Annotated in this window: 20 protein-coding genes; 12 read left to right on the top strand and 8 right to left on the bottom strand. The window is 67.8% G+C overall.

Annotation, left to right across the window (positions count from 1 at the left end; translation table 11 throughout):
• Positions 1 to 66 precede the first annotated feature (66 nt).
• Complete coding sequence (locus tag PMES_RS13485; RefSeq protein WP_159966245.1) at positions 67 to 2937, bottom strand: PAS domain-containing protein; 2871 nt, start codon at positions 2935 to 2937, stop codon at positions 67 to 69.
• A gap of 221 nt (positions 2938 to 3158) precedes the next feature.
• Between PMES_RS13485 and PMES_RS13480 the strand changes: the two genes are divergently transcribed.
• Positions 3159 to 3422: a hypothetical protein gene (locus PMES_RS13480; protein ID WP_159966244.1), complete on the top strand. Its 264-nt coding sequence runs from the start codon at positions 3159 to 3161 to the stop codon at positions 3420 to 3422.
• A gap of 122 nt (positions 3423 to 3544) precedes the next feature.
• Here the strand turns inward: PMES_RS13480 and PMES_RS13475 are convergent, their stop codons facing one another.
• A complete protein-coding gene (locus PMES_RS13475; protein ID WP_159966243.1) occupies positions 3545 to 3808 on the bottom strand; it encodes a DUF2312 domain-containing protein in 264 nt (87 codons plus the stop codon).
• A gap of 183 nt (positions 3809 to 3991) precedes the next feature.
• Here PMES_RS13475 and PMES_RS13470 point away from each other — a divergent pair, with 183 nt between their 5' ends.
• Positions 3992 to 4210, top strand: coding sequence for a hypothetical protein (locus tag PMES_RS13470; protein ID WP_159966242.1), 219 nt, complete (start codon positions 3992 to 3994; stop codon positions 4208 to 4210).
• Positions 4211 to 4239: 29 nt separating this feature from the next.
• On the opposite strand, the gene PMES_RS13465 is transcribed toward PMES_RS13470, so the two are convergent.
• Positions 4240 to 6333: an enoyl-CoA hydratase-related protein gene (locus tag PMES_RS13465; protein ID WP_159966241.1), complete on the bottom strand. Its 2094-nt coding sequence runs from the start codon at positions 6331 to 6333 to the stop codon at positions 4240 to 4242.
• Between the two features lie 496 nt (positions 6334 to 6829).
• Here PMES_RS13465 and PMES_RS13460 point away from each other — a divergent pair, with 496 nt between their 5' ends.
• From PMES_RS13460 to PMES_RS13450, 3 genes are read left to right on the top strand one after another with little or no spacing between them, the layout of a single operon-like run.
• Entirely contained in the window at positions 6830 to 7840 is a 1011-nt protein-coding gene (locus PMES_RS13460) for an ABC transporter substrate-binding protein (protein ID WP_159966240.1), read from the top strand.
• The gene (locus tag PMES_RS13455; RefSeq protein WP_159966239.1) at positions 7837 to 8607 is read left to right on the top strand and encodes an ABC transporter permease; all 771 of its coding nucleotides are present in this window, start codon (positions 7837 to 7839) and stop codon (positions 8605 to 8607) included. Before PMES_RS13460 ends, PMES_RS13455 begins: the two co-directional genes overlap by 4 nt.
• Positions 8592 to 9323 (top strand): ABC transporter ATP-binding protein, encoded by a 732-nt coding sequence (locus PMES_RS13450; RefSeq protein WP_159966238.1) that lies wholly within the window; start codon positions 8592 to 8594, stop codon positions 9321 to 9323. Before PMES_RS13455 ends, PMES_RS13450 begins: the two co-directional genes overlap by 16 nt.
• A gap of 81 nt (positions 9324 to 9404) precedes the next feature.
• Here the strand turns inward: PMES_RS13450 and PMES_RS13445 are convergent, their stop codons facing one another.
• Complete coding sequence (locus PMES_RS13445; RefSeq protein ID WP_159966237.1) at positions 9405 to 9611, bottom strand: hypothetical protein; 207 nt, start codon at positions 9609 to 9611, stop codon at positions 9405 to 9407.
• A 242-nt stretch (positions 9612 to 9853) separates the two neighbouring features.
• On the opposite strand from PMES_RS13445, the gene PMES_RS13440 reads away from it, so the two are divergent.
• Positions 9854 to 10276, top strand: a complete 423-nt coding sequence (locus tag PMES_RS13440; protein ID WP_159966236.1) for a protein tyrosine phosphatase family protein — start codon at positions 9854 to 9856, stop codon at positions 10274 to 10276.
• Positions 10277 to 10349: 73 nt separating this feature from the next.
• On the opposite strand, the gene PMES_RS13435 is transcribed toward PMES_RS13440, so the two are convergent.
• From PMES_RS13435 to PMES_RS13420, 4 genes are all read right to left on the bottom strand, one after another.
• Positions 10350 to 13058, bottom strand: coding sequence for an ATP-binding protein (locus PMES_RS13435; RefSeq protein WP_159966235.1), 2709 nt, complete (start codon positions 13056 to 13058; stop codon positions 10350 to 10352).
• The gene (locus tag PMES_RS13430; protein ID WP_159966234.1) at positions 13055 to 13459 is read right to left on the bottom strand and encodes a hypothetical protein; all 405 of its coding nucleotides are present in this window, start codon (positions 13457 to 13459) and stop codon (positions 13055 to 13057) included. The genes PMES_RS13435 and PMES_RS13430 overlap by 4 nt, the downstream gene beginning before the upstream one ends.
• On the bottom strand, positions 13456 to 13854 hold the full coding sequence (locus tag PMES_RS13425) for a response regulator transcription factor (protein WP_159966233.1): 399 nt from the start codon (positions 13852 to 13854) through the stop codon (positions 13456 to 13458). The genes PMES_RS13430 and PMES_RS13425 overlap by 4 nt, the downstream gene beginning before the upstream one ends.
• A gap of 125 nt (positions 13855 to 13979) precedes the next feature.
• The gene (locus PMES_RS13420) at positions 13980 to 15410 is read right to left on the bottom strand and encodes an XRE family transcriptional regulator (RefSeq protein ID WP_159966232.1); all 1431 of its coding nucleotides are present in this window, start codon (positions 15408 to 15410) and stop codon (positions 13980 to 13982) included.
• A 217-nt stretch (positions 15411 to 15627) separates the two neighbouring features.
• On the opposite strand from PMES_RS13420, the gene PMES_RS13415 reads away from it, so the two are divergent.
• From PMES_RS13415 to acs, 6 genes are all read left to right on the top strand, one after another.
• Positions 15628 to 17004 (top strand): substrate-binding protein, encoded by a 1377-nt coding sequence (locus PMES_RS13415; RefSeq protein ID WP_159966231.1) that lies wholly within the window; start codon positions 15628 to 15630, stop codon positions 17002 to 17004.
• 121 nt (positions 17005 to 17125) lie between these two features.
• Positions 17126 to 18157: a branched-chain amino acid ABC transporter permease gene (locus PMES_RS13410; protein ID WP_159966230.1), complete on the top strand. Its 1032-nt coding sequence runs from the start codon at positions 17126 to 17128 to the stop codon at positions 18155 to 18157.
• A gap of 3 nt (positions 18158 to 18160) precedes the next feature.
• Positions 18161 to 19387, top strand: a complete 1227-nt coding sequence (locus tag PMES_RS13405) for a branched-chain amino acid ABC transporter permease (protein ID WP_159966229.1) — start codon at positions 18161 to 18163, stop codon at positions 19385 to 19387.
• Positions 19388 to 19398: 11 nt separating this feature from the next.
• Positions 19399 to 20157, top strand: coding sequence for an ABC transporter ATP-binding protein (locus PMES_RS13400; RefSeq protein WP_159966228.1), 759 nt, complete (start codon positions 19399 to 19401; stop codon positions 20155 to 20157).
• Positions 20158 to 20182: 25 nt separating this feature from the next.
• Entirely contained in the window at positions 20183 to 20932 is a 750-nt protein-coding gene (locus tag PMES_RS13395) for an ABC transporter ATP-binding protein (protein WP_159966227.1), read from the top strand.
• A gap of 33 nt (positions 20933 to 20965) precedes the next feature.
• Positions 20966 to 22918 carry an acetate--CoA ligase gene (gene acs, locus PMES_RS13390; RefSeq protein ID WP_159966226.1) on the top strand — a complete coding sequence of 651 codons (1953 nt, stop codon included), beginning with the start codon at positions 20966 to 20968 and terminating at the stop codon, positions 22916 to 22918.
• Positions 22919 to 23068 lie beyond the last annotated feature (150 nt).

The following is a 23068-nucleotide window of genomic DNA, read 5'->3' as shown; positions in this document are numbered from 1 at the left end:
CCGCCGGTCACGCGTGGGATGACGCCCGCGCGCGAGTAATCGTTCCGTCCGGACGCGCGCGGGGTCTCAGTTCATGGCGCTCGGCTGCGGAATGTCGAGCAGGCGCTCGATCGCCTCGATCAGCATCCGGTCGTCGAACGGCTTGGTGATCACGCGCGCGCGCGCCATCCCTGCCGCCTCCGGGACCGATTGATGCCCCGTCGCGAAGAGCACCGGAAGGTCGGGGCTCGTCGCCAGCGCGACGCCCGCAAGATCGATGCCGGTCATGTCGGGAAGCCCGATATCGGTCATCAGCAGATCGACGCTCCGCCCTTTCAGGATACTCACCGCCTCGCTCCCGCTCCCCGCCGACAGCACCTCGATGCCGGCCGCGCCGAGCATGTCCTCGAGATCCATGCGGATCAGCGCGTCATCCTCGCAAAGGAGCATCCTGAGACCGTTGACCGATTGCGGGGCGGCGCCTGTCTCCTGCGGCGTCTCCCGCGCCTGCCGCGTCTCCTCGATCACGTCGCGCACACGGCGCGCCAGCGTGTCGCGGTCATAGGGTTTGGGCAGCAGGTTCACCCCCTCGTCGAGACGCCCGTCATGCACGATCACATCGCAGGCATATCCCGAGGAGAAGAGCACGGCGAGCTCCGGCATCAGGCGGCGCGCCGCCTCGGCCATCTCACGGCTGCTGAGCCGGCCGGGCATCACCGCGTCGGTCAGCAGAAGATCGATGCGCAGGCCCTGCTCCATGAGTGCCATCGCGGCATCGGCATTCTGCGCCTCGGTTACCGCGTAACCCAGTTCGGTCAGGAGCTCGCCCGTCGTGCTGCGAACCGCCTCGTCGTCCTCGACCAGCAGGATCGTCTCGCTCCCCCCGACGACGGGAGCCTCCGGGCTGCGCGACTGGGTATGCGTCTCGGCCGAGGTGCGCGGCAGGAAGAGGATGACCGTCGTGCCGCTGCCGGGCTTGCTCTCGATCGTCACATGCCCATTCGACTGCTTGACGAAGCCGTAGACCATCGCGAGGCCGAGACCGGTCCCTCGGCCAGCGGCCTTTGTCGTGAAGAAGGGCTCGAAGACCTGCTCGAGCACGTCGGATGTCATCCCGGTCCCGGTGTCGGTAACGGCGATGCGGACATACTCGCCCGGCGCCAGGTCGACGCCGCCTGCCGATCCGCCGCGTTCGATCACCGCGTTCGACAGGTCGATGGTCAGCGTGCCGTGACCGTTCATCGCATCGCGCGCGTTCATCGCGAGATTGAGCAGCGCATTCTCGACATTGGTCGGATCGGCATGGATGTTCCACAGGTCCGGCGCGACAGTGGTCCGGATATCGACCCCCTCGCCCACCGCGCTGCTCAAGATCGCGACAATATCGCCGATCAGGCTGCCGGTATGCACGGCCCGCGGCTCGAGCGGCTGGCGCCTGCCGAAGGAAAGAAGCTGTGAGGCAAGCTTCGCGCCCCGGTCCACGGCGCTCAGCGCGAGCGCGATGCGGCGGTATTCGGGGCTCTCCTGCGCCATGTGGCGACCTGCCAGTTGCAGGCTGCCGGTGATCGATTGCAGCAGGTTGTTGAAATCATGCGCGATGCCGCCGGCAAGATTGCCGATCGCCTCCATCTTCTGTCCCTGGCGCAGGGTCGCGTGCACCTCCTCGAGCTCTTGGTTGCGCTGCTCGACACGCGCCTCGAGCGTCGCGTTGAGATCGGCCAGCGCGGACTTGGCGACCTGCCGGTCCTCAATGTCGATATTCGTCCCGATCCAGCGGGTGATCGAGCCGGTCTCGTCGCGGATCGGCGTGGCCCGGGCCATGAACCACCGATAGACACCGTCCCTGCGGCGCAGGCGGAACTCGGCCTCATAGGCGCTCCCATCGTCGATCACGCGGCTCCAGATCGAGGTGATGCGGCCGATATCGTCGGGATGCATGATGCTGCGCACGGCACCGGCATAGGATTCTCCGCCCAGGCCGCCATACTCGGTCATCTGGTCGCTGACCCAATCGATCACCCCGTCGGCCGTCGCGGTCCAGACATGGGCGGGCATCGTCTGCGCCATGCCGCGGAACCGCTCCTCGGCCTCTTGAAGCCGCATTTGCGAGAGGACCTGCTCGGTCACCTCATGGCCCTGGACAAAGATGCCGATCGTCTCGCCGGCCTCGTCGAGAAGGGGTTGATAGACGAAATCAACATAGAGCCGCTCGATCTCGCCGCCGCCGGGCTGCACCAGATCGATGGGATTGCGCCGGCGGACCTCCGGAATGCCGGTCTCGTAGACCTTGTCGAGCAGTTCGAAATAGCCCTGCCCTTCCAGATCGGGAAACGCCTCGCGCACAGACAGGCCGATCAGCGAGCGGTTCCCGGCGGCCGTCCTGTAGGCCTCGTTCGCCATGCTGATCCGGTGATCCGGCCCGGTGGTGATGGAAATGATGCTGGGCGCCTGGTTGAAGACCGCCTGGAAAAATTCGGTTGCGGCGTCGAGCTCGAGATTGCGCCGTGAGACTTCCTCGGCGCGGCGCAGCATCTCGGCATGATCGAAATTTTGTTTGGCCTCGTTCGCGGCGAGGCCACGATGGATATCGGTCACATCCGAGGTATGCTGCAGGATGTAGGCCACGCTGTTATCGGCGGCCGGGATGGGCGTGTGCGTCGCACTCCAGAACCGCTCCGTCATCTTGCCGTCGAGCTGAATCGCGTAGGGGATCAACGGCAGATGGTCGCTCAACCCGCTCTCGAGCACGCGGCGGAACGAAGCACTGAGCATCTGGTGGGACAAGCTTCCCTCCTCGGCGGGGAAGACATCGAAGATGTTACGACCGACGAACTCTTCGCGCGCACGGTGCACGACACGGCAATATTCGTCATTCGCCCACGTGATCACGAGCTGCGCGTCGAGCAGGACGAAGGGTGAAGGTGCTGCGGCGAAAACCGCCTCGATATCGAAACCCATGGGTGACCTCGGTCGTCGGCACGGACGTGGGTATCACGTCATCAGGCTCCTACCTAGCCTGTTCGTTCCGCGCACGGAAGAGCACGGACGCGCCCGGAACGCTTCCAACCGGTCACGCGTGCCGAAAAGTCGCGCCACCACGCAGCCCTCCCCGCCCGGAACCGCCAGGCCCTCGCGCCGGTTGCCCTCCAGAGCGATCGGGACAGCGAAGGAGACAGTCCATGAGCGAGACGCAGAGCACCCGCGACCACGAGACGATCCGGGCATGGGCGGAGGAGCGCGACGGACGCCCCGCCAAGATCGAGACCAGCGGGGAGGGCGGTATCCTGCGCATCGATTTTCGCGATCCCGACGACCGGATGACGGTGATCGAATGGGAGGAGTTCTTCGAGATCTTCGACGAGAGCGATCTGGATTTCCTCTATCAGGAAAAGACCGAGGATGGCGGCACCAGCCGTTTCAACAAGTTCGTCTCGGCCAGCTGACCCGGACCCCGCGCCGCGCCCATGAAAGGGATGTCCCCCGGAAGCCCGCGACGCCCGGCGGCCGGGCGCCGGTGCATCATCCGCGTGGAGGCGGGGGCGTCGGCGCGCCCCCGACCCGGCCGTCACTGCATCCCGAGCGCTTCCTTGTACATCTCGAGCACGGCTTCTTCTTCGGCGATGTCGTCCTTGTCGCGCTTGCGCAGCGCGATGACCTTGCGCATGACCTTGGTATCGTAGCCGCGCCCCTTGGCCTCGGCCATCACTTCCTTTTGCGCCTCCGCGATGTCCTTCTTCTCCTGCTCGAGCCGCTCGAAGCGCTCGATGAACTGGCGCAGCTCGTCTGCGGTGACGCGGTAGTTGGAATCGGTATCGGAGGTATCGCTCATATCGGGGCCTTCCGGGCGCTGGTCAGGGTGCGGACCCCTCCCCTACTGCCCGGCGGGCGGCATCGCAAGACGGTTGCGCCGCGGCCCCGGCACGCGGCGGCGTTGCGCCGCCGGGCTGTATCGGATAAGTCGCGGCGGCGGCATTCGGACCCCCCGATTTGCCGGCGGCATGGAGGGCGGCGCATGGAAACCCTGATCTGGATCGGCGCGGCGATTTCGCTGATCGGCATTGCCGGCCTCGGCTGGTGCGTCCTGCGCGCCATGGCGGCGCGGCGCTCCGGCCTCGACGACGCGGCGATGCGCAAGCGCCTGCAAGGGCTTGTCGCGCTCAATCTCGGCGCCCTGCTGCTGTCGATGCTCGGGCTGACGATGGTCGTGGTCGGGATCTTCCTCGCTCCCTGACCCCCGGCACCCTCGCACCGAGGCGCATCTCAAAGATCGGCGAAGGTCCGGCCGCTGCCGATGAGCGTGTCGAAAAGCGGGTGGGGCACGAAGGCCGGATCGCTTCCGCCCTGCTGGCGCAGGACGTTGCGCACCCGAAGCAGACCTTCGAGATCGGCCGCGAAAAGCGGGCCGCCCTGCCAGCGGGGATAATCGAGCCCGTGCACCGCCGCGACATCGACCGCGCCTGGCCCGGCAGCGGCGCCGCTCTCGATCAGGTGCGCGCCCGCATTGGCGAGCGCCGCGTTCCAGAAGGCGCGTATTCCGGCCTGCGACAGCGGATCGCGGGCGATCCCGCGCGCGCGCCGATGAGCGTCGATCACCGCCAGCGCTGCGGGATCGGAGGCGCCCGGCGCGGGCATCGTCCCATCCTCGAGCGGCACCGGCGCCGCCCCCTCGGGCGGATAGAAGCCGCCGGCGCTGCCGCCCGTCCGTCCCGCCTCGACCAGTTCGGCAAGAAGCGAGCCGGCCGCGCGCTCGCGGTCCTGCGGCCGGTCGAGACGCTCCGACAGGCGCGCCGCCAGCCCTTCGGCATCGAGCGCGCGGCACGGCCCCTGCCGGCGGCCAAAGGCCTGTAGCGCCGCGTCGATGCGCTCTGGCGGGGTGCCGCGGAGCAGCATCGCCTCAAGCGCGACCAGCTCCGCCTCGCGCAGCCGCGCGACCAACAATCCCGGCGCCGGCCCGCACCAGAGCGGAAGCCTGCCCAGGCGCCGCACGAGCAGCGACGCCGAAGCCTTCACCGCCCCCGGCACATCCGCCCCCGCCGCAAGCTCGACGAGACGCATGCCCCGCCCGTGCATCCTGAAGACCAGAGTGCGCGCGGGCCGCTCGGTGACCTCGGCAAGCTCGTCCGGGCCGAAAAGATCGGAGCCCGTCGCGATCAGCGTCTGCTGCGGGACGAAGAGCGCGATCGCCGCGATCACCTCGCGCCGCAGCATGCGGTCGTTGGCCGCCTCCTCGATCACCAGGTCGGCCTCCCCCAGCGCCTCGAACTCCTCGGAAGGGGTCAGCAGGGACAGCCGCTCGTCACGCGTCGCCGGCGACATCCGTCCCGCCGCGACAGCCCCGTCGTAGCGGGCCATGATCGCATCCCCCACTTCGATGAGCCCGCTGGTATCCACACCCACGAGGATCGTCTCGATCCCGGCATCCAGGCAGGCGATGGCCAGCTCGGCGCAGCGCGCCGTGCCGCCGACGACTCCCACCTTGCGCGGAAGGCGCGGCGGCGGGCCGCCCGCGACCTCCGGCACACGCCCGGCGGCGGCTTCGGCCCGCGCGAGACGGCGCAGCGCCCGGCTGCCATCGCTGTCGCGGCAATCACGCCAATAGGCGCGTTCCATCGCGAACCCCGCCCCTTCGGGAAGCAGCAGCACCGCCTCGATGCAATCGATCACATGGCGCTGCGCCGGCAGATGGGCGGGGCGCGCGCGCGCCGCGTTGACCGCCCTCACGAACCCCGCGGGATCGTCGAGTTCGGCGTGACGGCGGCGGCCCGTCGGCGTGTCATCATCATCCGCCTGCACGATCTGGAGCGCGAGGCGCTCGGCCGCCTCGACCGGGTCCTCCGACAGGAGATCGACAAGCCCTTCGGGCGCAAGCCGTGCGCGGCGCGGCCGCCCTCCAAGGATCATGTCGAGCGCGGCCTGCGCGCCGACAAGGCGCGGCAAACGCTGCGTGCCGCCCGCGCCGGGGATCATACCGAAGGCGATATGCGGCATGCTCATCGAGGCCTCGGGCTCGGCCACGCGCCCCGCCGCGGCGAGCGCAAGCTCGAAGGCCGGGCCCGCGACCATCCCGCGCAAGGCCGCGACGACCGGTTTGGGGCTGTTCTCGATGGCATCGCCGAGCGTTCCGAGCGCGGCCATGGCCGCCTCGTCCTGCATCGCGCCCAGATCGACACCGGCCGAGAAGTTCGCCCCCGCCCCCGTCAGAACGATCGCCTTCGCGGAAGTGTCGTCGATCGCGCGCGCGATCTGCGCGGCGATGCCGAAAACGAGCGCTCCGCTCAGCGCGTTGCCCGATGGTCGGCCGAAGGTGATCAGGGCCGTCCCCGATTCGGTGATCCGATATTCGGGCAGTGTCATGCCAGGGCGCATCCATGCACGGCACGGCGCGCGCCGGCGCGGGGCCGCGCGATACGGATCCGCGGTCCCCGGGCGCCGCGAAACGGCTCCCGAAACGGGCGGGATTGAGGATCGGCGGCACCTTCGGCGGCGCCGCCGCGAAGGGCATGGCGTCTCATCATGGCCGAACCTAGCTGCGCCATGGCGGGCAAGGCAATGGGGGCCGTCGCGCCTCCCCGTGCCGCGAGGGCAGTGGCGCAAATGGGAAACAGCGCCCGCCACGTCTTCGGCCGCTGCGCTATTCGCACTTGCACCCGCCGCGCACCACCCGTCCCCCGCCGGGCCCCGACCCCGGTCCATCGGCGCGGAACGCCGGTCGCGCGAGGCGCGGCGCGGCGGAACGGATTGCCCCGGCCGCACCCGCCCCGCGAAACACGCGATCTTTTTCTTGGCCCGGCCTCTCCCCCGCGCCGGGCGAATGGTCTACATCCGGCCAACCCTAGCGAAAGGCCCTGCCATGAAGACCGCATTTCCCGCCCTGATCGTCGCGGCCGCCTGGACCGCGATCGCCCCGCCCGCCGCCGCACAGCAGACCGAGATGGAAATCGGCTACATGCCGATCCTTCCCGTCTCGCAGCTTTTCGTCGGCCTCGAGACCGGCGCGATCGAGGAGGCCGGCATCACGGCCGATCTCGTCGAGTTCCAGAACGGACCTGCAATGGTGCAGGCGCTGCTCGCCGGTCAGCTCGACGTCGCCTATCTGGGCATCGGTCCGGCGATGGTGGCCCGCGGCCGCGGCGCCGACATCAAGGTCGTGGCCTCGAACGTCGTCGAACAGATCTCGATCGTCGCCCTGCCCGCGCTGGCGGGCGATTTCGCCGACAAGGAGCCCGCCGAGGCCTTCGCCGCCTTCGAGGCTCGCGAGGGGCGCAAGCCCGTCATCGCCACCTTCCCGGTCGGCTCCGTGCCCCAGACGGTGCTGCAATACTGGATCAGGCGCGAGCTTGGCATCTCCCCCGATGCCATCGAGACGATCTACCAGGGTGCCTCGCAGGTGCAGCAGGCGCTTCTGACCGGCGCCGTCGACGGGGCCGCCATCCTCGAGCCGATCGTCTCGACGACCCTTGACCGTGTCGAGGGCGCACAGGTCGTGGCCGCCGGCTCCGAGCTCTTTCCCAATCAGCCCGGCGCGGTTCTGGCGGTGCGCGAGGCGCTGCTCGCCGACAACCCCGAGGCGGTCGATGCGCTCGTGGCCGCGCACATCGCGGCCACCGAGCAGCTCTCCTCCGATCCTGCCGGAACCGCCCCGATGGTCGGCAAGTATGTCGGCGGCGGACGCCTTCCCGAGGCGGTGATCGAAGCCGCGATCACCCGCTCGGCCGAACAGTTCGTCGCCGATCCCAACCGGATCATCGAGGGCACGCAGGTCATGCATGACTTCCAGGCGGAGCTCGGCACCCTGGCGCAGCCCGTCGATCTGGACGCGCTCTTCGATCTCGACGTCTACGACCGCGCCTCGAGCAAATGAGCACCGCGCTCTCGTCCGGTCCCCGCCGCGCCCTCGCAGGTGCGGCGGGCCTCGTGGCCTTCGTCCTGCTGTGGAAGGCGGCGGGCACTTTCGGCTGGGTCAATCCCGGCACGATGCCCGATCCCTTCGCGGTGCCGGCGGCCGCCTGGGACGAGATCGCGTCCGGGCGCCTGCTGCCCGCCGTCGGCTCCTCGATGGTGCATTACGTCTGGGGCCTCGCGCTGGGCTCGGTCCTCGGGGTCGCCGTCGGCCTCGCCGCGGCGACGATGCCGCGCCTGGACGCGGCGCATGCCTGGCTGGCGCGAATCCTGCGGCCGATCCCGCCGCTGGCCTGGGTCGTCTTCGCGATCGCCTGGTTCAAGGTCTCGCATGCGGGCGCGGCCTTCGTGATCTCGATCGGTGTCTTCTGGGTGAATTACTTCGCCACCTATGCCGCCGTGCGCAATGTCGATCCGCGCTTCTACGAGCTGGCACGCGCCTTCGGACATGGCGGCTATTTCAAGCTGAACCGCTCGGTGACCCTGCCGGCGGCCTCGCCGGGCATCCTGTCGGGACTGCGCACCGGGGTCGGGCAGGCCTGGATGACCCTGATCGCGGCGGAACTGCTGGGCGTCCCCGGCATGGGCCAGGAGATGAACGCGGCCGCCGGCGTCGGGGCCTACGAGGCCGTCGTCGTCTACATGCTCGCCATCTCGCTCGTCTACACGCTCTCGGATGCCGTGTTCTCCTTCTTCGAGGAAAGGATCCTGTCATGGCGCCCGTCCTGACGGCCAAGAACCTGACGCTGCGCTTTCCGGGCGCGGAGACGCCGACGCTGCGGGATTTCTCGATCGAGATCGAGCGCGGCGCGTTCGTGGCGCTCGTCGGGGGCTCCGGGGTGGGCAAGTCGACGCTTCTGCGCGCCATTGCCGGGCTGCTCGACCCCGAATCGGGCACGGTCGCGCTCAGCAGCCCGGAGCGCGCCGGGCAGCGCCGCCGCGCGATCGTCTTCCAGGATGGCCGCCTGCTGCCATGGCGCAGCCTCGCGGCGAATGTCGAATACGGTCTTGAGGGCCTGTCGCTCCCGGCCGCCGAGCGGCGCGCGCGCATCGACGAGGTCCTGAGCCTGACACGGCTCGATCACCTGGCCGACCGCTACCCGCACCAGCTTTCGGGCGGGCAGGTTCAACGCGCGGGAATCGCGCGCGCCCTTGCCGTGCGGCCCGACGTCCTGTTGATGGACGAGCCCTTCTCCGCGGTCGACGCGCTGACGCGCGGCGCGCTGCAGGACGAGCTGCTGCGCATCTGGGAGGCGTCCGGCGCCGCGATCCTCTTCGTCACGCATGACATCGCCGAGGCCGCCCTGATGAGCCAACGCGTCGTCGTGCTCGCCGGTCAGCCGGCCAGCATCGTGCGCGATACCGCCGTCACCCTGCCACTGCACGAGCGCCGTGCCCGGCCGGGATTCGCGGAACTGGTCGAGGATATCCAGGGCGCGCTCTGAGGCACCGGCCGCGCATGGACGCAGCGGCGGGCGGCGCCGCGACAAGGCCGGGGCGCCGCCGATCACTAGGGCCGCAAAAGGTCAGACGGGCACGTTGTCCCACATCTCCTCAAGCTCGGCGTCGATGTCGCGCACCGGCGGGCTGACGCGGACAGGGCGGCCGGGAGGGGACGGCAGACAGGCCCTCAGGGCAAGCTTCACCGCCTCGGCCCGCGAAGGGTCACGCGCGATACTGTCAACCAGGCGGTCGATATCATCCTGCGGGGCGGTTTCGGCACGATAGCTCATCGGGCAGTCTCCATATTGGGGGAACGGGGGCATCTGGGTCCCGCTCGACAACCTTAGCACGAGTCGGCCGCGATTTTGACCATTTTATCGCATTTCAATAATGTTTTCTCGTGCCCCGCGAACAGGTCTTGCATTCCACCCCTGCGCCGTGCCGTGCGGGTTGGCATATGCCCGCCCATGATCGGATGAAACACGAGACGCGGCACTGGATCGCGAGGCCAAGGGGCGCTATCTCGGGTGGCATGGATATTCGTCAGATCACCCCCGATTACGCCGTCGCCGGCCAGGTCGCGCGCGAGGATTTCGCCGCCCTCGCCGAGGCCGGGTTCACCGATGTCATCTGCAACCGTCCCGATACCGAAGTCGGACCGGAGGAACAGGCCGAAACGCTGCGCGGCGCGGCGGAGGCGGCCGGTTTGACCTTTCACGTCAACCCGGTGATCGGCGGCGCGTTGAGCGAGGACAACATCGACGCGCAGCGCGACATGCTCGAGAAGGCGCGCGGCCCGGTCTTCGCCTATTGCCGATCGGGGAACCGCTCGACCGTGGTCTGGGCCCTGGCACGCGCCGGCACGCGCCCCTCGGGCGAGCTGGTGCAGGCCGCGGCCGAGGCCGGTTACGACATCGAGGGGCTGCGTCCCTACCTGGAATCGAAGGACCGCTGACGCCGCACGCGGACGCGGGCCCGGCCCCGCGTCCCGCCATCCGTCTGGCATCCGGTCCAGCGGGCCCCGGCGCTCAGCCGGCAGGCAGCCTGACGCGGAACGCCCCGCCGCCCTGCCCCGGCAGGTAGGCGATGGTCCCGCCGAGCCGCTCCATGATTTCGCGGCAGATCGCAAGACCGAGCCCCGCGCTTCCCGCCGCATGGGTGTCGCCGAGGCGGGTGAACTTCTCGAAAATCATGGACTGGCTGCCCGGCGGGATCCCCGATCCGTTGTCGATGAAATCGACGCAGAGCATGGCCCCGCCGGCGCCGTCGGTCTCGGTGCCGGTCTGGATGCGCAGCTCGGGCCGCTCGGCCTTGCAGTATTTCCCGGCATTCGCGATCAGGTTGATGAATACCTGCGCCAGGCGGTCCGGGTCCGTCGTCACGAAACGCCGGCCCGCCGCGCCCTGGCGGATCACCGTGATCCCGTCGCCGCGCGGCCGGGTGGCGGCAAGCGCGGCATCAAGCACGTCGTCGAGCATCACGCGCTGCCGGTTCAAGGTGACCTGGCCATTCTCGAGCACGCTCAGGTCGAGCAGGTCGTCGAGCAGCCGCGTCAACCGCTGGGCTTCGTCGTGGATCACCCCCGAGAAGCGCATCCTCTCGTCGCCCTGCACGTTGGGCTCGCGCAGGATCTCCGAAAAAGCCCGGATCGAGGTCATCGGCGTGCGCAGCTCGTGACTGATCTGGCTGAGGAAAGCATCCTTCTGGATCGACAGGGCGGTGAGCTTCTCGTTGGCCTCGCGCAACTGCAGCGCGGTGCGTTCCAGCTCGGAGGACTTGGCCTCGAGCTGGGCCGAATATTCCATGATCTGCGCCGTCTCGTCGGCGACCCGCATCAGCTCCTCGACCGAAACCGCCGTGCCGCCGGCAAGCTGTCCCAGCATCGCGTGGGCCGTGGCCGCGCCCACCGACCCCGCCAGTTCACGCTCCAGGCGCTCGAGGAAATCCGGGCTCGGCTCCGGCAGGTAGCCGCTTTTTCCCTGCACCGCGGCCGCGTTCTGGAACAGGGCCTGCGCCTCGGTCGCCCCGAGAATGCGCTGCGCCATGACGAGGAGATCCTCGCTCTGGACCGTGCCGGGCGTCCAGCCGCGCGCCCCGGCGGGGTAGCGGAAGATGTTGACGAACTCGGCCCCCTGAAGGCGCTCGACGGGCGAGGGAAAGCTCACGAGCGAGCCGATCAGCAGACCCGCGGTGTTGAGCAGCATCGACCAGAGCAGCGCATGGATGAGCGGGTCCATCCCCTCGATCCCGAAGAGCGCGCCGGGACGCAGCCAGCCGATGCCGAAGGGCCCCTGCGCGATGGCGGACGCACTGATCGCCGCGCCGGGCCCGAAGCTGGGCAGGAACAGCGTCCAGCACCAGATGATGAACCCCGCCAGCAGCCCCCCCGCCGCCCCGCCGCGCGTCGCCCCGCGCCAGAAGATGCCGCCCAGGAGCGCCGGCAGGACCTGCGCCACGCCGACGAAGGAGATGAGCCCGATCGCGGCCAGCGCCTCGCCCCCGCCGGACAGGCGGAAATAGAGATAGCCCAGCGCCAGCACCCCGGCGATCGACAGGCGCCGTGAGACAAGGACGACATGGCGCACATCGCCCGAGAATGTCGCCCCGCCGCGCACCATGCGCAACCAGATCGGCATCACCACGTGGTTCGAGACCATCGTGCTCAGCGCGATCGCGGCCACGATCACCATGGAAGTGGCCGAGGAGAACCCGCCAAGGAAGGAGAGCAGCGCCAGCATGTCCTGATCCGCCGCGAGCGGCACCGTCAGCACGAAAAGGTCCGAATTGGCCCCCGCGGGCAGCATCCCGAGCCCGACAACCGCGATCGGCACGACGAAAAGGCTCATCGCGAAGAGATAGAGCGGGAAGGCCCAGGAGGCCGTGGCGAGGTGGCGCTCGTCCGAATTTTCCACCACCAGCACCTGGAACATGCGCGGCAGGGTCAGGAAAGCCGCGGCGGACAGGAAGGTGAGCCCGATCCAGCGCCCCGGCACGAGTTGCCAGCCGGCGATGTCGGAGGCCTCGATCTGCGCGAAGATCGCGCCCGGCCCGCCGGCGATCCCCCAGACCACGAATATCCCCACCGCCAGGAGCGCCACGAGCTTGACCACCGCCTCGAGTGCGATCGCCGTAACCACGCCGTGATGACGCTCGTTCACGTCGAGATTGCGGGTGCCGAATATTCCCGCGAAAAGGGCGAGCCCCGCCGCGACCCAGAGCGCGGTGGCGTCGAGATTGTCCGCCGGCAGCGCCGCGGGAAGCCCCGATGCGAACGCCTGGTCCCCCTGCGCGGCGAAGACCGCGAATGACAGCGTCACCGATTGCAGCTGCAGCGCGATATAGGGCGTGGTGCCCAGCACCGCGAGCAGCGTGACGAGCCCGCCGAGGAAGGCCGACTTGCCGTATCGCGAGGAGATGAGGTCGGCGATGGAGGTGATGCGCTGCGTGCGTCCGATGCGCACCATCTTGCGCAGCACCGCCCACCAGCCGACCATCACAAGCGTCGGGCCGAGATAGATGGTGACGAATTCCAGCCCCGAGCGCGCCGCGTAGCCGACCGCCCCGTAAAAGGTCCAGGCGGTGCAGTAGATCGACAGCGACAAGGTGTAGACGAGCGGCGAGCGCAGCCAGCCCGCGCGGCCGGCCGCCGCCCGCTTCTCGGCCACGAAGGCGACGAGGAAGAGCAGCGCCGCATAGGCGAGACAGACCGTGAGAAGGAGATTGAAGGACAGGCTCATGAAGGCTTCGCGGTCTCGCCCCCTGCGGCGGCCCGTGCCGGCCCCGCATCCACCATGCCGGCCGTGCCCGTGCCGTGCTCGCCCGCCTCTCCCCCCGCCGATCTGCCTCGAATGCCGCCGGCCCCGCTTGCGCCGCCGCCGCGTCCGGGCGCGTCCGAGCGCGCGAGCGGGCGCGCCATCAGCACGGCGCAGAGGATCAGGCCGCCCCAGATGATGAAGACATAGAGCCCGCCCTGCGCGGTCGACGCCGCGCCGCTCTGCGCCGTCCCGCCGGCCCACAGGAGCGGCAGCGCGAAAAAGATCGCCCCGACGATCGGCAGCAACCGGGCGGCATCCATCAACCTGCGCCTGCGATAGGTCTGCCGCTCGAGGAAGGGCGGCTCGGATCGCGGCCCGCTCATCGCGCCGCGTCGGCCCGCCGCTCGTAGAGCAGGCGCACCGCGTCGCGCATCTCGGCATTCGAGAAGGGCTTCGTCATGAAGACATCGGCGCCGAGGCGCAGCGCCGTCTCGCGCTCCTTGCTCTGTCCGCGGGCGGTGAGCATCAGCACCGGCAGCCCCTCGAGCCCCGCGGCCGGGCCGCGCCCGCCCCGCAGATCGGCGAGGATGTCGTATCCCGAACGGTCGGGCAGCATCACGTCGAGGATCACCACGTCCGGGCGATGCCGCTGCAGCGCATCCAGCGCACTCGCGCCGTTCGAATGCGTGTGAACGAGCCATCCGTCGCGCGCCAGGATGAAGCGGATGGCCTCGATGATGTTCGGCTCGTCCTCGATCAGCAGCACGTGCTTGCCCATGCAGGACTTTCCTCCCCTTCTCGGCCATGAAGGCCTCCCCGCAAGGGACTATGACCGCTGCCCCGTGGAGTGTCAAAAACACCGCTCGCATGGAGGAGTTGCGTCACCGCCCGCGCCCGGCGCCTTCAGGCGGCCGGCCCGCCCGTGCCCAGGATCGATGCCTCGCGCCGTGCCGCGCAATCCTCGCGCGGGCAAATCCGGCAGTTCGTCCCCGCGCGGATCGCGCCGGGCGCATCCGCCGCGCCCTCGTCCTTCCCGCCGCGCTCGGCGGGAAGGACGAGCATCACCGCCTCGGCCACGAGGGGGCCACCGAAACCCTCCGTGCGCCTGACCTGGGAGGCGGCATAGGCGGTGAAACGCTGCGGCATCCGGCCCGCCTGCTCGATGACGCGCAGCATCGCGCCCGACGGCTCGAGCAGGACCTGGTAGAGCGGCCAGAGCGGACAGGCGGCGCCGAAGCGCGGAACCGAGAAACCGGCGACCGGCCTGCGCAGGATCATCGCGCCCGTGCCGTCACAGATCACGAGGCCCGCCGGGCGCCCGGCCAGCCCTTCGGGAAGACAGGCAAGGCGGCGCAGCACGAGCGGAAGGGGCGCGGCGAGCGATTGCGCGATCCGCCCCGGATCACCCCCATGCGCCTGCAGGGAGGCGCGCAGGGGCGCGAGCGGCAGCGCGGAGGCATCGGCGGCGTAGCGGTGCATCCACCTGGCGCCCAGCGCGCGGCCGGCGCCGGTCACGAAACCCTCGCGGGCCGAGGCGAGCGCCCCGATGCGCGCGGCGAGCCTGTCCTCTTCGATCGGGCCGGCACCCGGTTCGAGCTCCTCGATGTGATAGTCGCGGCCCGACAGCCAGTCCTCGAGCTCCTGCTGCGGCGCGGCGCCGGCATTCTCCGCCTCTCCCTCGCCCTCGAGATAATCGACAAGGCCCTGGCTGCCCTCTGCGAGGCGGCGGCTGTCATCATGCAGGTTGCGGTGGAAGCGGGTGCGCCACTCGGTCGAGATGTCGGGCTCGTCGGCGAGAATGGCGGCGGTGGAGCGGATCGCCGTCACCGCGCTCAGCACATCGTGGATTGCCGCTGACAGATAAGGATCGTGCGTGAGCCGGTCGCTCAGCAGTTCGGCCGTGCGCTCGAGCGCCGCGATGCGCCTGTCCTGCGCCGCGACGAGGCCGGCCCAGCCGGGATAGCGGGAGGCGAAATCCTCCGCCGCCTCCAGCTCGGCGCCCCCCAGCGCACGCGCGCCGGCCGGTCCTGCCCGCTCGTGGTCTCCGGCACTGGCCGGCTCGCCCTCCCTGCCGTCGCCGCGCTGCATCCCCGCTGCCAGTCGCAACGCCTCGACGAGACCCTGCGCCGCGCCGCGGCTCAGGCTCGCCACATCCGTTCCCAAGGCATCCGCCGCCCTGGCAAGCAACTTGCCCCCGATGCGGCGCCGGTCATGCTCGATCAGGTTGAGATACGAGGGCGAGATCTCGAGCCGGCGCGCCAACTCGGCCTGCGTCATCTCCAGATCGAGACGCCGCGCGCGCAGCCTTGCGCCGACGGGAATGGAACGAGCCATGCCAAAACCCTTTACCTTCAGTCACTTTCTGCACCTGCGCGTAAAGAGATTTACAATAATCGTACAGTGCTTGTCACTTCCTTTACAAAAAAACATCGACGCCTGAGCGACTTGTTGAGAAATTTTCGGTGATGCCGCATTCTCACCGCAGTCCTGTAAAGGGCTGGCGGGCGTCGGGGAGGACGCGATGCGCCGTGTACGCAACGGGAGGAATTACATGACGAAGTCGAATTTCACACGCCGTGGTCTGCTCAAGACCAGCGCCGGCGCCGGTGCGGGGCTTGCCCTGCCGACGGTGTTCACCGGGGCTGTCTGGGCCGAGAAGCATACCGGGTTCACCAACGCGCCGCAGGGCGACACCGTCACCCTCGGGTTCAACGTGCCGCAATCGGGCCCCTATGCCGACGAAGGCGCCGACGAGCTGCGCGCTTTCCGCCTGGCGGTCGAGCACCTGAACGGCGAGGGTGACGGCGGCATGCTGAACACCTTCTCCTCGAAGGCACTCGAGGGCAACGGCATCCTCGGCAAGAAGGTCGATTTCGTCACCGGCGACACGCAGACGAAATCGGACGCCGCGCGCGCCTCCGCCAAATCGATGATCGAGAAGGACGGCGCGATCATGATCTCGGGCGGCTCGTCCTCGGGCGTCGCCGTCGCCGTGCAGGGCCTGTGCCAGGAAGCCGGCGTCATCTTCATGGCCGGCCTCACCCATTCCAACGACACCACCGGCAAGGACAAGAAGGCCAACGGCTTCCGCCACTTCTTCAACGCCTACATGTCGGCCGCCGCCCTCGCCCCGGTGCTCGAGAAGCTCTATGGCGCGGACCGCAACGCCTATCACCTGACGGCCGACTACACCTGGGGCTGGACCCAGGAGGAATCGATCGCCGCCGCCACCGAGGCGCTGGGCTGGAACACGGTCGAGAAGGTGCGCACCCCGCTCGCCGCGACCGACTTCTCCTCCTATATCGCGCCGGTCCTCAACTCGGGCGCCGACGTGCTCGTGCTGAACCATTACGGCGGGAACATGGTCAACTCGCTGACCAACGCGGTTCAGTTCGGGCTGCGTTCCAAGCAGGCCAACGGCAAGCAGTTCGAGATCGTCGTGCCGCTCTATTCCGAGCTGATGGCCCGCGGCGCCGGCCAGAACATCGCCGGCATCCCCGGCTCGCAGAACTGGGACTGGAAGCTCGAGAACCAGATGGGCGACCGCTACACGGGCACCAATGCCTTCGTGCAGAGCTTCGGCACGAAATACGGTTTCCCGCCGAGCCAGGCCGCGCATACATGCTACGCGCAGACCCTGCTCTACGCCGATGCCGTCACCCGCGCCGGGAGCTTCAACCCCTGTGCCGTCGTCGAGGCGCTCGAGGGCTTCGAGTTCGACGGTCTCGGCAACGGTCCGACCCTCTACCGCGCCGACGATCACCAGTGCTTCAAGGACGTCGTCGTGGTGCGCGGCAAGGAGAACCCCGAGAACGAGTTCGACCTCGTCGAGATCGTCGAGGTCACCCCGGCCGAGCAGGTCACCTACCCCGCCGATCACGAGATGTTCGCCGGCGGCTCGCTCGGCGAGTGCAACCCGGGCGCCTGAGCCCCGACCCAACCCACGCGCAAGAGCGGCGGCCCGACAAAGGCCGCCGCAGCCCGTCCCGCAGCCGACCCTCCGGGGTCCCGGCTGCGGGCGCTTGTGACATTTCCGACAGGTGGAGAATATGGACGCGATCCTTCTTCAAGTTCTGAACGGCCTCGACAAGGGATCGGCATACGCGTTGATCGCGCTCGGTCTCACCCTGATCTTCGGCACGCTGGGGGTGGTCAATTTCGCCCACGGCGCGCTGTTCATGCTGGGTGCCTTCTGCGCGGTGACGCTGCAGAAGATCCTGACCCTCAGCTCGGTCACGATCGACGAGACCAAGACCGACTTCCTCGGCAATCCCGCCAAGGTCGAGACGCCTTACGTCGAGAGCTGGTTCGGCCCCGAACTTGGCGCGACGATCATCGACTGGTCTGTGCCGCTGGCCATCATCTTCGCCATTCCCGTGATGATCGCGATCGGCTTCATCATGGAGCGCGGCCTGATCAAGCACTTCTACAAGCGCCCCCATGCCGACCAGATCCTCGTGACCTTCGGCCTGGCGATCGTGCTGCAGGAGATCATCAAGTATTTCTACGGCGCCAACCCGATCCCGACGCCCGCGCCCGAGATGTTCCGCGGCAGCTTCGATTTCGGTGTTCTGCTCGGCTTCGACAGCAATGCCATCATCTATCCCTACTGGCGGATGGTCTATTTCGTCTTCTCGCTGATCCTGATCGGCGGCGTCTTCGCCTTCTTGCAGTTCACGACCTTCGGCATGGTGGTCCGTGCCGGCATGGCCGACCGCGAGACGGTGGGCCTGCTGGGCATCGACATCGACAAGCGGTTCACGCTGATGTTCGGGGTCGCGGCGGCCGTCGCGGGGCTCGCGGGCGTCATGTACACGCCGATCAACTCGCCAAACTACCACATGGGCATGGACTTCCTGGTCCTCAGCTTCGTGGTGGTCGTGGTCGGCGGCATGGGGAGCCTCGCGGGCGCCGTCCTGGCGGGTTTCCTGCTGGGCATCCTCGAAAGCTTCGCCTCGATGAACGAGATCAAGGCCATCATTCCCGGCATCGACCAGATCATCATCTACGTCGTCGCCATCATCATTCTGCTCACGCGACCTCGTGGCCTGATGGGCCGCAAGGGCGTGATGGAGGACTGAGCTATGCACGGTACAAAAGCCAAGGACACCACCCTGCTGATCGTCGTCGCGTTCATGACGATGTTCGCCCCCTTCCTGCTGAACCCCTTCCCGGCGGGCAGCGAGCTGGCGCAGTTCAACGCGGGCTATCCCGACCTGATGCAGCGCTTCGTGATCTTCGGGATCTTCGCCATCGGCTTCAACATCCTGTTCGGCCTGACCGGCTATCTCTCCTTCGGTCACGCCGCCTTCCTCGGGGTGGGAAGCTACTCGGCGGTCTGGATGTTCAAGCTGCTGAGCATGAACGTCATCCCCGCCATTGTCCTGTCGGTAGTCGTGGCCGGGCTCTTCGCGCTGGTGATCGGCTTCGTCAGCCTGCGCCGCTCGGGCATCTACTTCTCGATCCTCACGCTCGCCTTCGCGCAGATGTCCTTCAACCTCGCCTATTCGGTGCTCACCCCGATCACCAACGGCGAGACGGGACTGCAGCTCTCGCTCGACGATCCGCGCATCCTCGATGGCGGCGGCCCGGCGACCTCGCTGCCGGTGACCAACCTCTTCGGCTGGGAGATGCGTGAGAGCACGACGATCCACGCCGGTGCCTGGTCCTTCGACCTGTCGGTCGGCTACTACCTGTCGGCCATCATCATGCTCGCCTGCTTCTACCTGTCGATCCGCATTTTCCGCTCGCCCTTCGGGATGATGCTGCGGGCGGTCAAGTCGAACCAGCAGCGAATGAACTATACCGGCCTCAACTCGCGTCCCTACACGCTCGCCGCCTTCGTGATCTCGGGCATGTATGCCGGCCTCGCCGGCGGGCTCCTGGCCTCCATGGACCCCCTGGCGGGCGCCGAGCGCATGCAGTGGACCGCATCGGGCGAGGTCGTCCTGATGACCATCCTGGGCGGTGCCGGCACCCTGATCGGTCCGGTCCTGGGCGCGGGCTTCATCAAGTATTTCGAGAACATCTTCTCCAAGATCAACGAAGGCGTTCTGCATGGCTGGTTCGCCGTGATGCCCGACGGGATCGAGGATCTCCTCGTGGCCATCGTCTATCCCTTCGTCGGGAAGGGCTGGCACCTGACGCTTGGCCTTCTGTTCATGCTGGTCGTGATCTTCCTGCCCGGCGGGCTGGTCGAGGGCGGGCAGAGGATGGGACGCTTTGCCTTCCGCCGCCGTGACCGCAAGGCCGGCCCCGTCGAATCCTCCGCCGCCGAGAAGCGCGCGGCCTCCAGCAAACCCGCAGAGTGAGGAGTACCGGAATGGGCATTCTCGAAGTCAAGAACGTCTCCAAGAGGTTCGGCGGGCTCAAGGCGCTGTCGGACGTGAACCTCAGCGTGCGCGAGAACACCGTGCACGCGATCATCGGACCGAACGGAGCCGGCAAGTCGACGCTCCTCAACTGCCTGATCGGCAAGCTCATCCCCGACACCGGGAGCGTCATGTTCGACGGGCAGTCGGTGCTGGGGCGCAAGCCGCACGAGATCAACCAGATGGGGATCAGCCGCGTCTTCCAGACCCCCGAGATCTTCAGCGACCTCACGGTCTTCGAAAACGTGATGATCCCCTGTTTCGCCAAGCGGGACGGCGCCTTCAGGATGCACGCGATCGGCAAGACCAGCGGTGAGAGCGACATCATCGAGCAGGCCGAGCGGATGCTGATCGACGTGAACATGCAAGACAAGCGCCATGTTCAGGCCTCCTCCCTGTCGCGCGGCGACAAGCGGCGCCTCGAGATGGCCATGTGCCTGAGCCAGCAGCCCAAGCTTCTGCTGCTCGACGAGCCGACCGCCGGCATGGCGCGCGCCGACACCAACAACACGATCGACCTGCTCAAGGAGATCAAGGCCAAGCGCGACATCACCATGGCGATCATCGAGCATGACATGCACGTGGTTTTCTCGCTGGCCGAGCGGATCACCGTGCTGGCGCAAGGCACGCCGCTCGTTGAGGAGACGCCGGAGAACATCAAGGGTCACCCGAAGGTGCGCGAAGCCTATCTGGGCGAGGCGCAGGTCTGATACACGCATCGAGGAGATGTCTTCCATGAACGCACCTTTCAACAAGCACGCAAACAACGCCGCCACCACGCCGGCCTATCTGAGCCTGTGGAACATCGAGGCCTATTACGGCGAGAGCTACATCGTGCAGGGCGTCAGCTTCGACGTGCACGAGGGCGAGATCCTCGCCCTGCTGGGGCGTAACGGGGCGGGAAAGACCTCCACCCTGCGCACCATCGCGCGGCTCGACAACCCGCAGCTTCGCTCGGGCGAGATCTGGCTCGACCGCCAGCCGCTGCACGAGATGAAGGCCCACCAGGCCGCGGGGAACGGCATCGCCCTGGTCCCCGAGGACCGGCGCATCATCCCCGGCCTGACGGTCGAGGAGAACCTGCAACTGGCGCAGATCGCGCCGCCGAAGGGCTGGTCGATCGACCGGGTCTACGAGCTTTTCCCGCGCCTGGGCGAGCGCCGCAAGCAGGAGGGCGTGACCCTGTCGGGCGGCGAGCAGCAGATGCTCGCCATCGCCCGCGCCCTGTGCCGCGACATCAAGGTGCTGCTGCTCGACGAGCCCTACGAGGGGCTGGCGCCGGTCATCGTCCAGGAAATCGCGAAGACGCTGAACGTCATCCGCGACCAGGGGATCACCACGATCATCGTCGAGCAGAACGCCGTCGCCGCACTCACCCTGGCGGACCGCGCCGTCATCCTCGACACCGGCTCGGTCGTTTTCGACGGCTCCGCCAAGGAGGTGCTCGATGACGAGAAACTGCGTGCCGAATACCTGGCCATCTGAGCCGGGCGAATTGCGATTTGCGGAGGAGACAGAATGACCGACACAACAAGTTATCCGCCGAGCAAGGACATTGCCGAGGCTGCCCATATCGACAAGGAGCGCTATGACGCGCTCTATGCCGCCTCGGTGCAGGACCCCGAGGGCTTCTGGGCCGAGCATGGCAAGCGCGTCGACTGGATCAAGCCCTTCACCCGGGTGAAGGACACGAATTTCGACTATGACGATGTCTCGATCAAGTGGTTCGAGGACGGCACGCTGAACGTCGCGGCCAACTGCATCGACCGGCACCTGGCCGAACGCGGCACCCAGACGGCGATCATCTGGGAGCCCGATTCCGACGGCGACGAGGCGCAGCACATCACCTACCAGCAGCTGCACGCGCATGTGTGCAAGTTCGCCAACGTGCTCAAGGAGATGGGCGTTGGGCGCGGCGATCGCGTGGTGCTCTACCTTCCGATGATCCCGCAGGCCGCCTACGCGATGCTCGCCTGCGCCCGCATTGGCGCCATCCACTCGATCGTCTTCGCCGGCTTCTCACCCGACGCGCTCGCCGCGCGGATCACCGGCTGCGACGCCAAGGTGGTCATCACCGCCGACGAGGCCCCGAGGGGCGGACGCGCGACACCGCTCAAAAGCAACGCCGACAAGGCCTTCGCGAAATGCGGCGACGCGGTCAAGATGCTGGTGGTCAAGCGCACCGGCGGCGCGATCGACATGACTGAGGGACGCGACTTCTGGCTGCACGAGCTCGAGCAGGATGTCTCCGACCAGTGCGAGCCGGAGGAGATGAACGCCGAGGACCCGCTTTTCATCCTCTACACCTCCGGCTCGACCGGGCAGCCCAAGGGCGTCGTGCACAGCTCGGGCGGCTATCTCGTCTATGCCGCGATGACGCACGAATATGTCTTCGACTACCACAAGGGCGATGTCTTCTGGTGCACCGCCGATGTGGGCTGGGTCACCGGACACAGCTACATCGTCTACGGTCCCCTCGCGAACGGGGCGACCACGGTGATGTTCGAAGGCGTGCCGACCTATCCCGATGCCGGGCGCTTCTGGCAGGTCTGCGAGAAGCACAAGGTCAACCAGTTTTATACCGCGCCCACCGCGATCCGGGCCCTGATGGGCAAGGGGCGCGAGTTCGTCGATCCCTACGATTTGAGCAATCTCAGGGTTCTCGGCACGGTCGGCGAGCCGATCAACCCCGAGGCCTGGAACTGGTACAACGATGTCGTGGGCAAGGGGCGCGTTCCCATCGTCGACACCTGGTGGCAGACCGAGACCGGCGGGCACCTGCTCACCCCCCTGCCCGGCGCAACGCCGACGAAACCGGGCAGCGCGACCCTGCCCTTCTTCGGCGTGCAGCCCGTCATCCTGGAAGCCGAGAGCGGCCAGCGCATCGAGACGACCGAGGCCGAGGGTGTCCTGTGCATCGCCGATAGCTGGCCGGGACAGATGCGCACCGTCTGGGGCGATCACCAGCGTTTCAAGGATACCTATTTCCAGCAATACAAGGGATATTACTTCTCGGGAGACGGCTGCCGCCGCGACGCTGACGGCTATTACTGGATCACCGGCCGGGTGGATGACGTGATCAATGTCTCGGGTCACCGGATGGGCACGGCAGAGGTCGAATCCGCCCTCGTCGCCCATGAGGCGGTCAGCGAGGCGGCCGTCGTCGGCTATCCGCATGACGTGAAGGGTCAGGGCATCTACGCCTATGTCACCTTGATGGCCGGGCGAGAGCCGAGCGACGATCTGCGCAAGGAGTTGGGCAACTGGGTGCGCACGGAGATCGGGCCCATCGCCAAGCCGGACCTGATCCAGTTCGCGCCCGGCCTGCCGAAGACGCGTTCGGGCAAGATCATGCGCCGTATCCTGCGCAAGGTTGCCGAGGATGATTTCGGCGCGCTGGGCGATACATCGACCCTCGCCGAGCCGGAAGTCGTCGACGATCTGATCGAAAACCGGATGAATCGCGGCTGACCGCGGCGCCGCCAACCTTGTACGACCTAGCGAAAACCCGGCATACGTGCCGGGTTTTCCTTTATCAGTCCGACCCCTATCCTCCTGCTTTCACGTATATTTTCCAGGATTATCGCCGACCCGCGCGCATTCGGCGGGATTTTCCTTGGA

The organism is Profundibacterium mesophilum KAUST100406-0324, assembly GCF_009835145.1.
GTDB lineage: Bacteria > Pseudomonadota > Alphaproteobacteria > Rhodobacterales > Rhodobacteraceae > Profundibacterium > Profundibacterium mesophilum.
This window is presented reverse-complemented; position numbering and strand designations above follow the sequence as displayed.

Bases quoted from the DNA above. Each gene is read 5' to 3' on its own strand.
- PMES_RS13485 (WP_159966245.1), bottom strand. From the start codon at position 2,937: ATGGGTTTCGATATCGAGGCGGTTTTCGCCGCAGCACCTTCACCCTTC.
- PMES_RS13480 (WP_159966244.1), top strand. From the start codon at position 3,159: ATGAGCGAGACGCAGAGCACCCGCGACCACGAGACGATCCGGGCATGG.
- PMES_RS13475 (WP_159966243.1), bottom strand. From the start codon at position 3,808: ATGAGCGATACCTCCGATACCGATTCCAACTACCGCGTCACCGCAGAC.
- PMES_RS13470 (WP_159966242.1), top strand. From the start codon at position 3,992: ATGGAAACCCTGATCTGGATCGGCGCGGCGATTTCGCTGATCGGCATT.
- PMES_RS13465 (WP_159966241.1), bottom strand. From the start codon at position 6,333: ATGACACTGCCCGAATATCGGATCACCGAATCGGGGACGGCCCTGATC.
- PMES_RS13460 (WP_159966240.1), top strand. From the start codon at position 6,830: ATGAAGACCGCATTTCCCGCCCTGATCGTCGCGGCCGCCTGGACCGCG.
- PMES_RS13455 (WP_159966239.1), top strand. From the start codon at position 7,837: ATGAGCACCGCGCTCTCGTCCGGTCCCCGCCGCGCCCTCGCAGGTGCG.
- PMES_RS13450 (WP_159966238.1), top strand. From the start codon at position 8,592: ATGGCGCCCGTCCTGACGGCCAAGAACCTGACGCTGCGCTTTCCGGGC.
- PMES_RS13445 (WP_159966237.1), bottom strand. From the start codon at position 9,611: ATGAGCTATCGTGCCGAAACCGCCCCGCAGGATGATATCGACCGCCTG.
- PMES_RS13440 (WP_159966236.1), top strand. From the start codon at position 9,854: ATGGATATTCGTCAGATCACCCCCGATTACGCCGTCGCCGGCCAGGTC.
- PMES_RS13435 (WP_159966235.1), bottom strand. From the start codon at position 13,058: ATGAGCCTGTCCTTCAATCTCCTTCTCACGGTCTGTCTCGCCTATGCG.
- PMES_RS13430 (WP_159966234.1), bottom strand. From the start codon at position 13,459: ATGAGCGGGCCGCGATCCGAGCCGCCCTTCCTCGAGCGGCAGACCTAT.
- PMES_RS13425 (WP_159966233.1), bottom strand. From the start codon at position 13,854: ATGGGCAAGCACGTGCTGCTGATCGAGGACGAGCCGAACATCATCGAG.
- PMES_RS13420 (WP_159966232.1), bottom strand. From the start codon at position 15,410: ATGGCTCGTTCCATTCCCGTCGGCGCAAGGCTGCGCGCGCGGCGTCTC.
- PMES_RS13415 (WP_159966231.1), top strand. From the start codon at position 15,628: ATGACGAAGTCGAATTTCACACGCCGTGGTCTGCTCAAGACCAGCGCC.
- PMES_RS13410 (WP_159966230.1), top strand. From the start codon at position 17,126: ATGGACGCGATCCTTCTTCAAGTTCTGAACGGCCTCGACAAGGGATCG.
- PMES_RS13405 (WP_159966229.1), top strand. From the start codon at position 18,161: ATGCACGGTACAAAAGCCAAGGACACCACCCTGCTGATCGTCGTCGCG.
- PMES_RS13400 (WP_159966228.1), top strand. From the start codon at position 19,399: ATGGGCATTCTCGAAGTCAAGAACGTCTCCAAGAGGTTCGGCGGGCTC.
- PMES_RS13395 (WP_159966227.1), top strand. From the start codon at position 20,183: ATGAACGCACCTTTCAACAAGCACGCAAACAACGCCGCCACCACGCCG.
- acs (WP_159966226.1), top strand. From the start codon at position 20,966: ATGACCGACACAACAAGTTATCCGCCGAGCAAGGACATTGCCGAGGCT.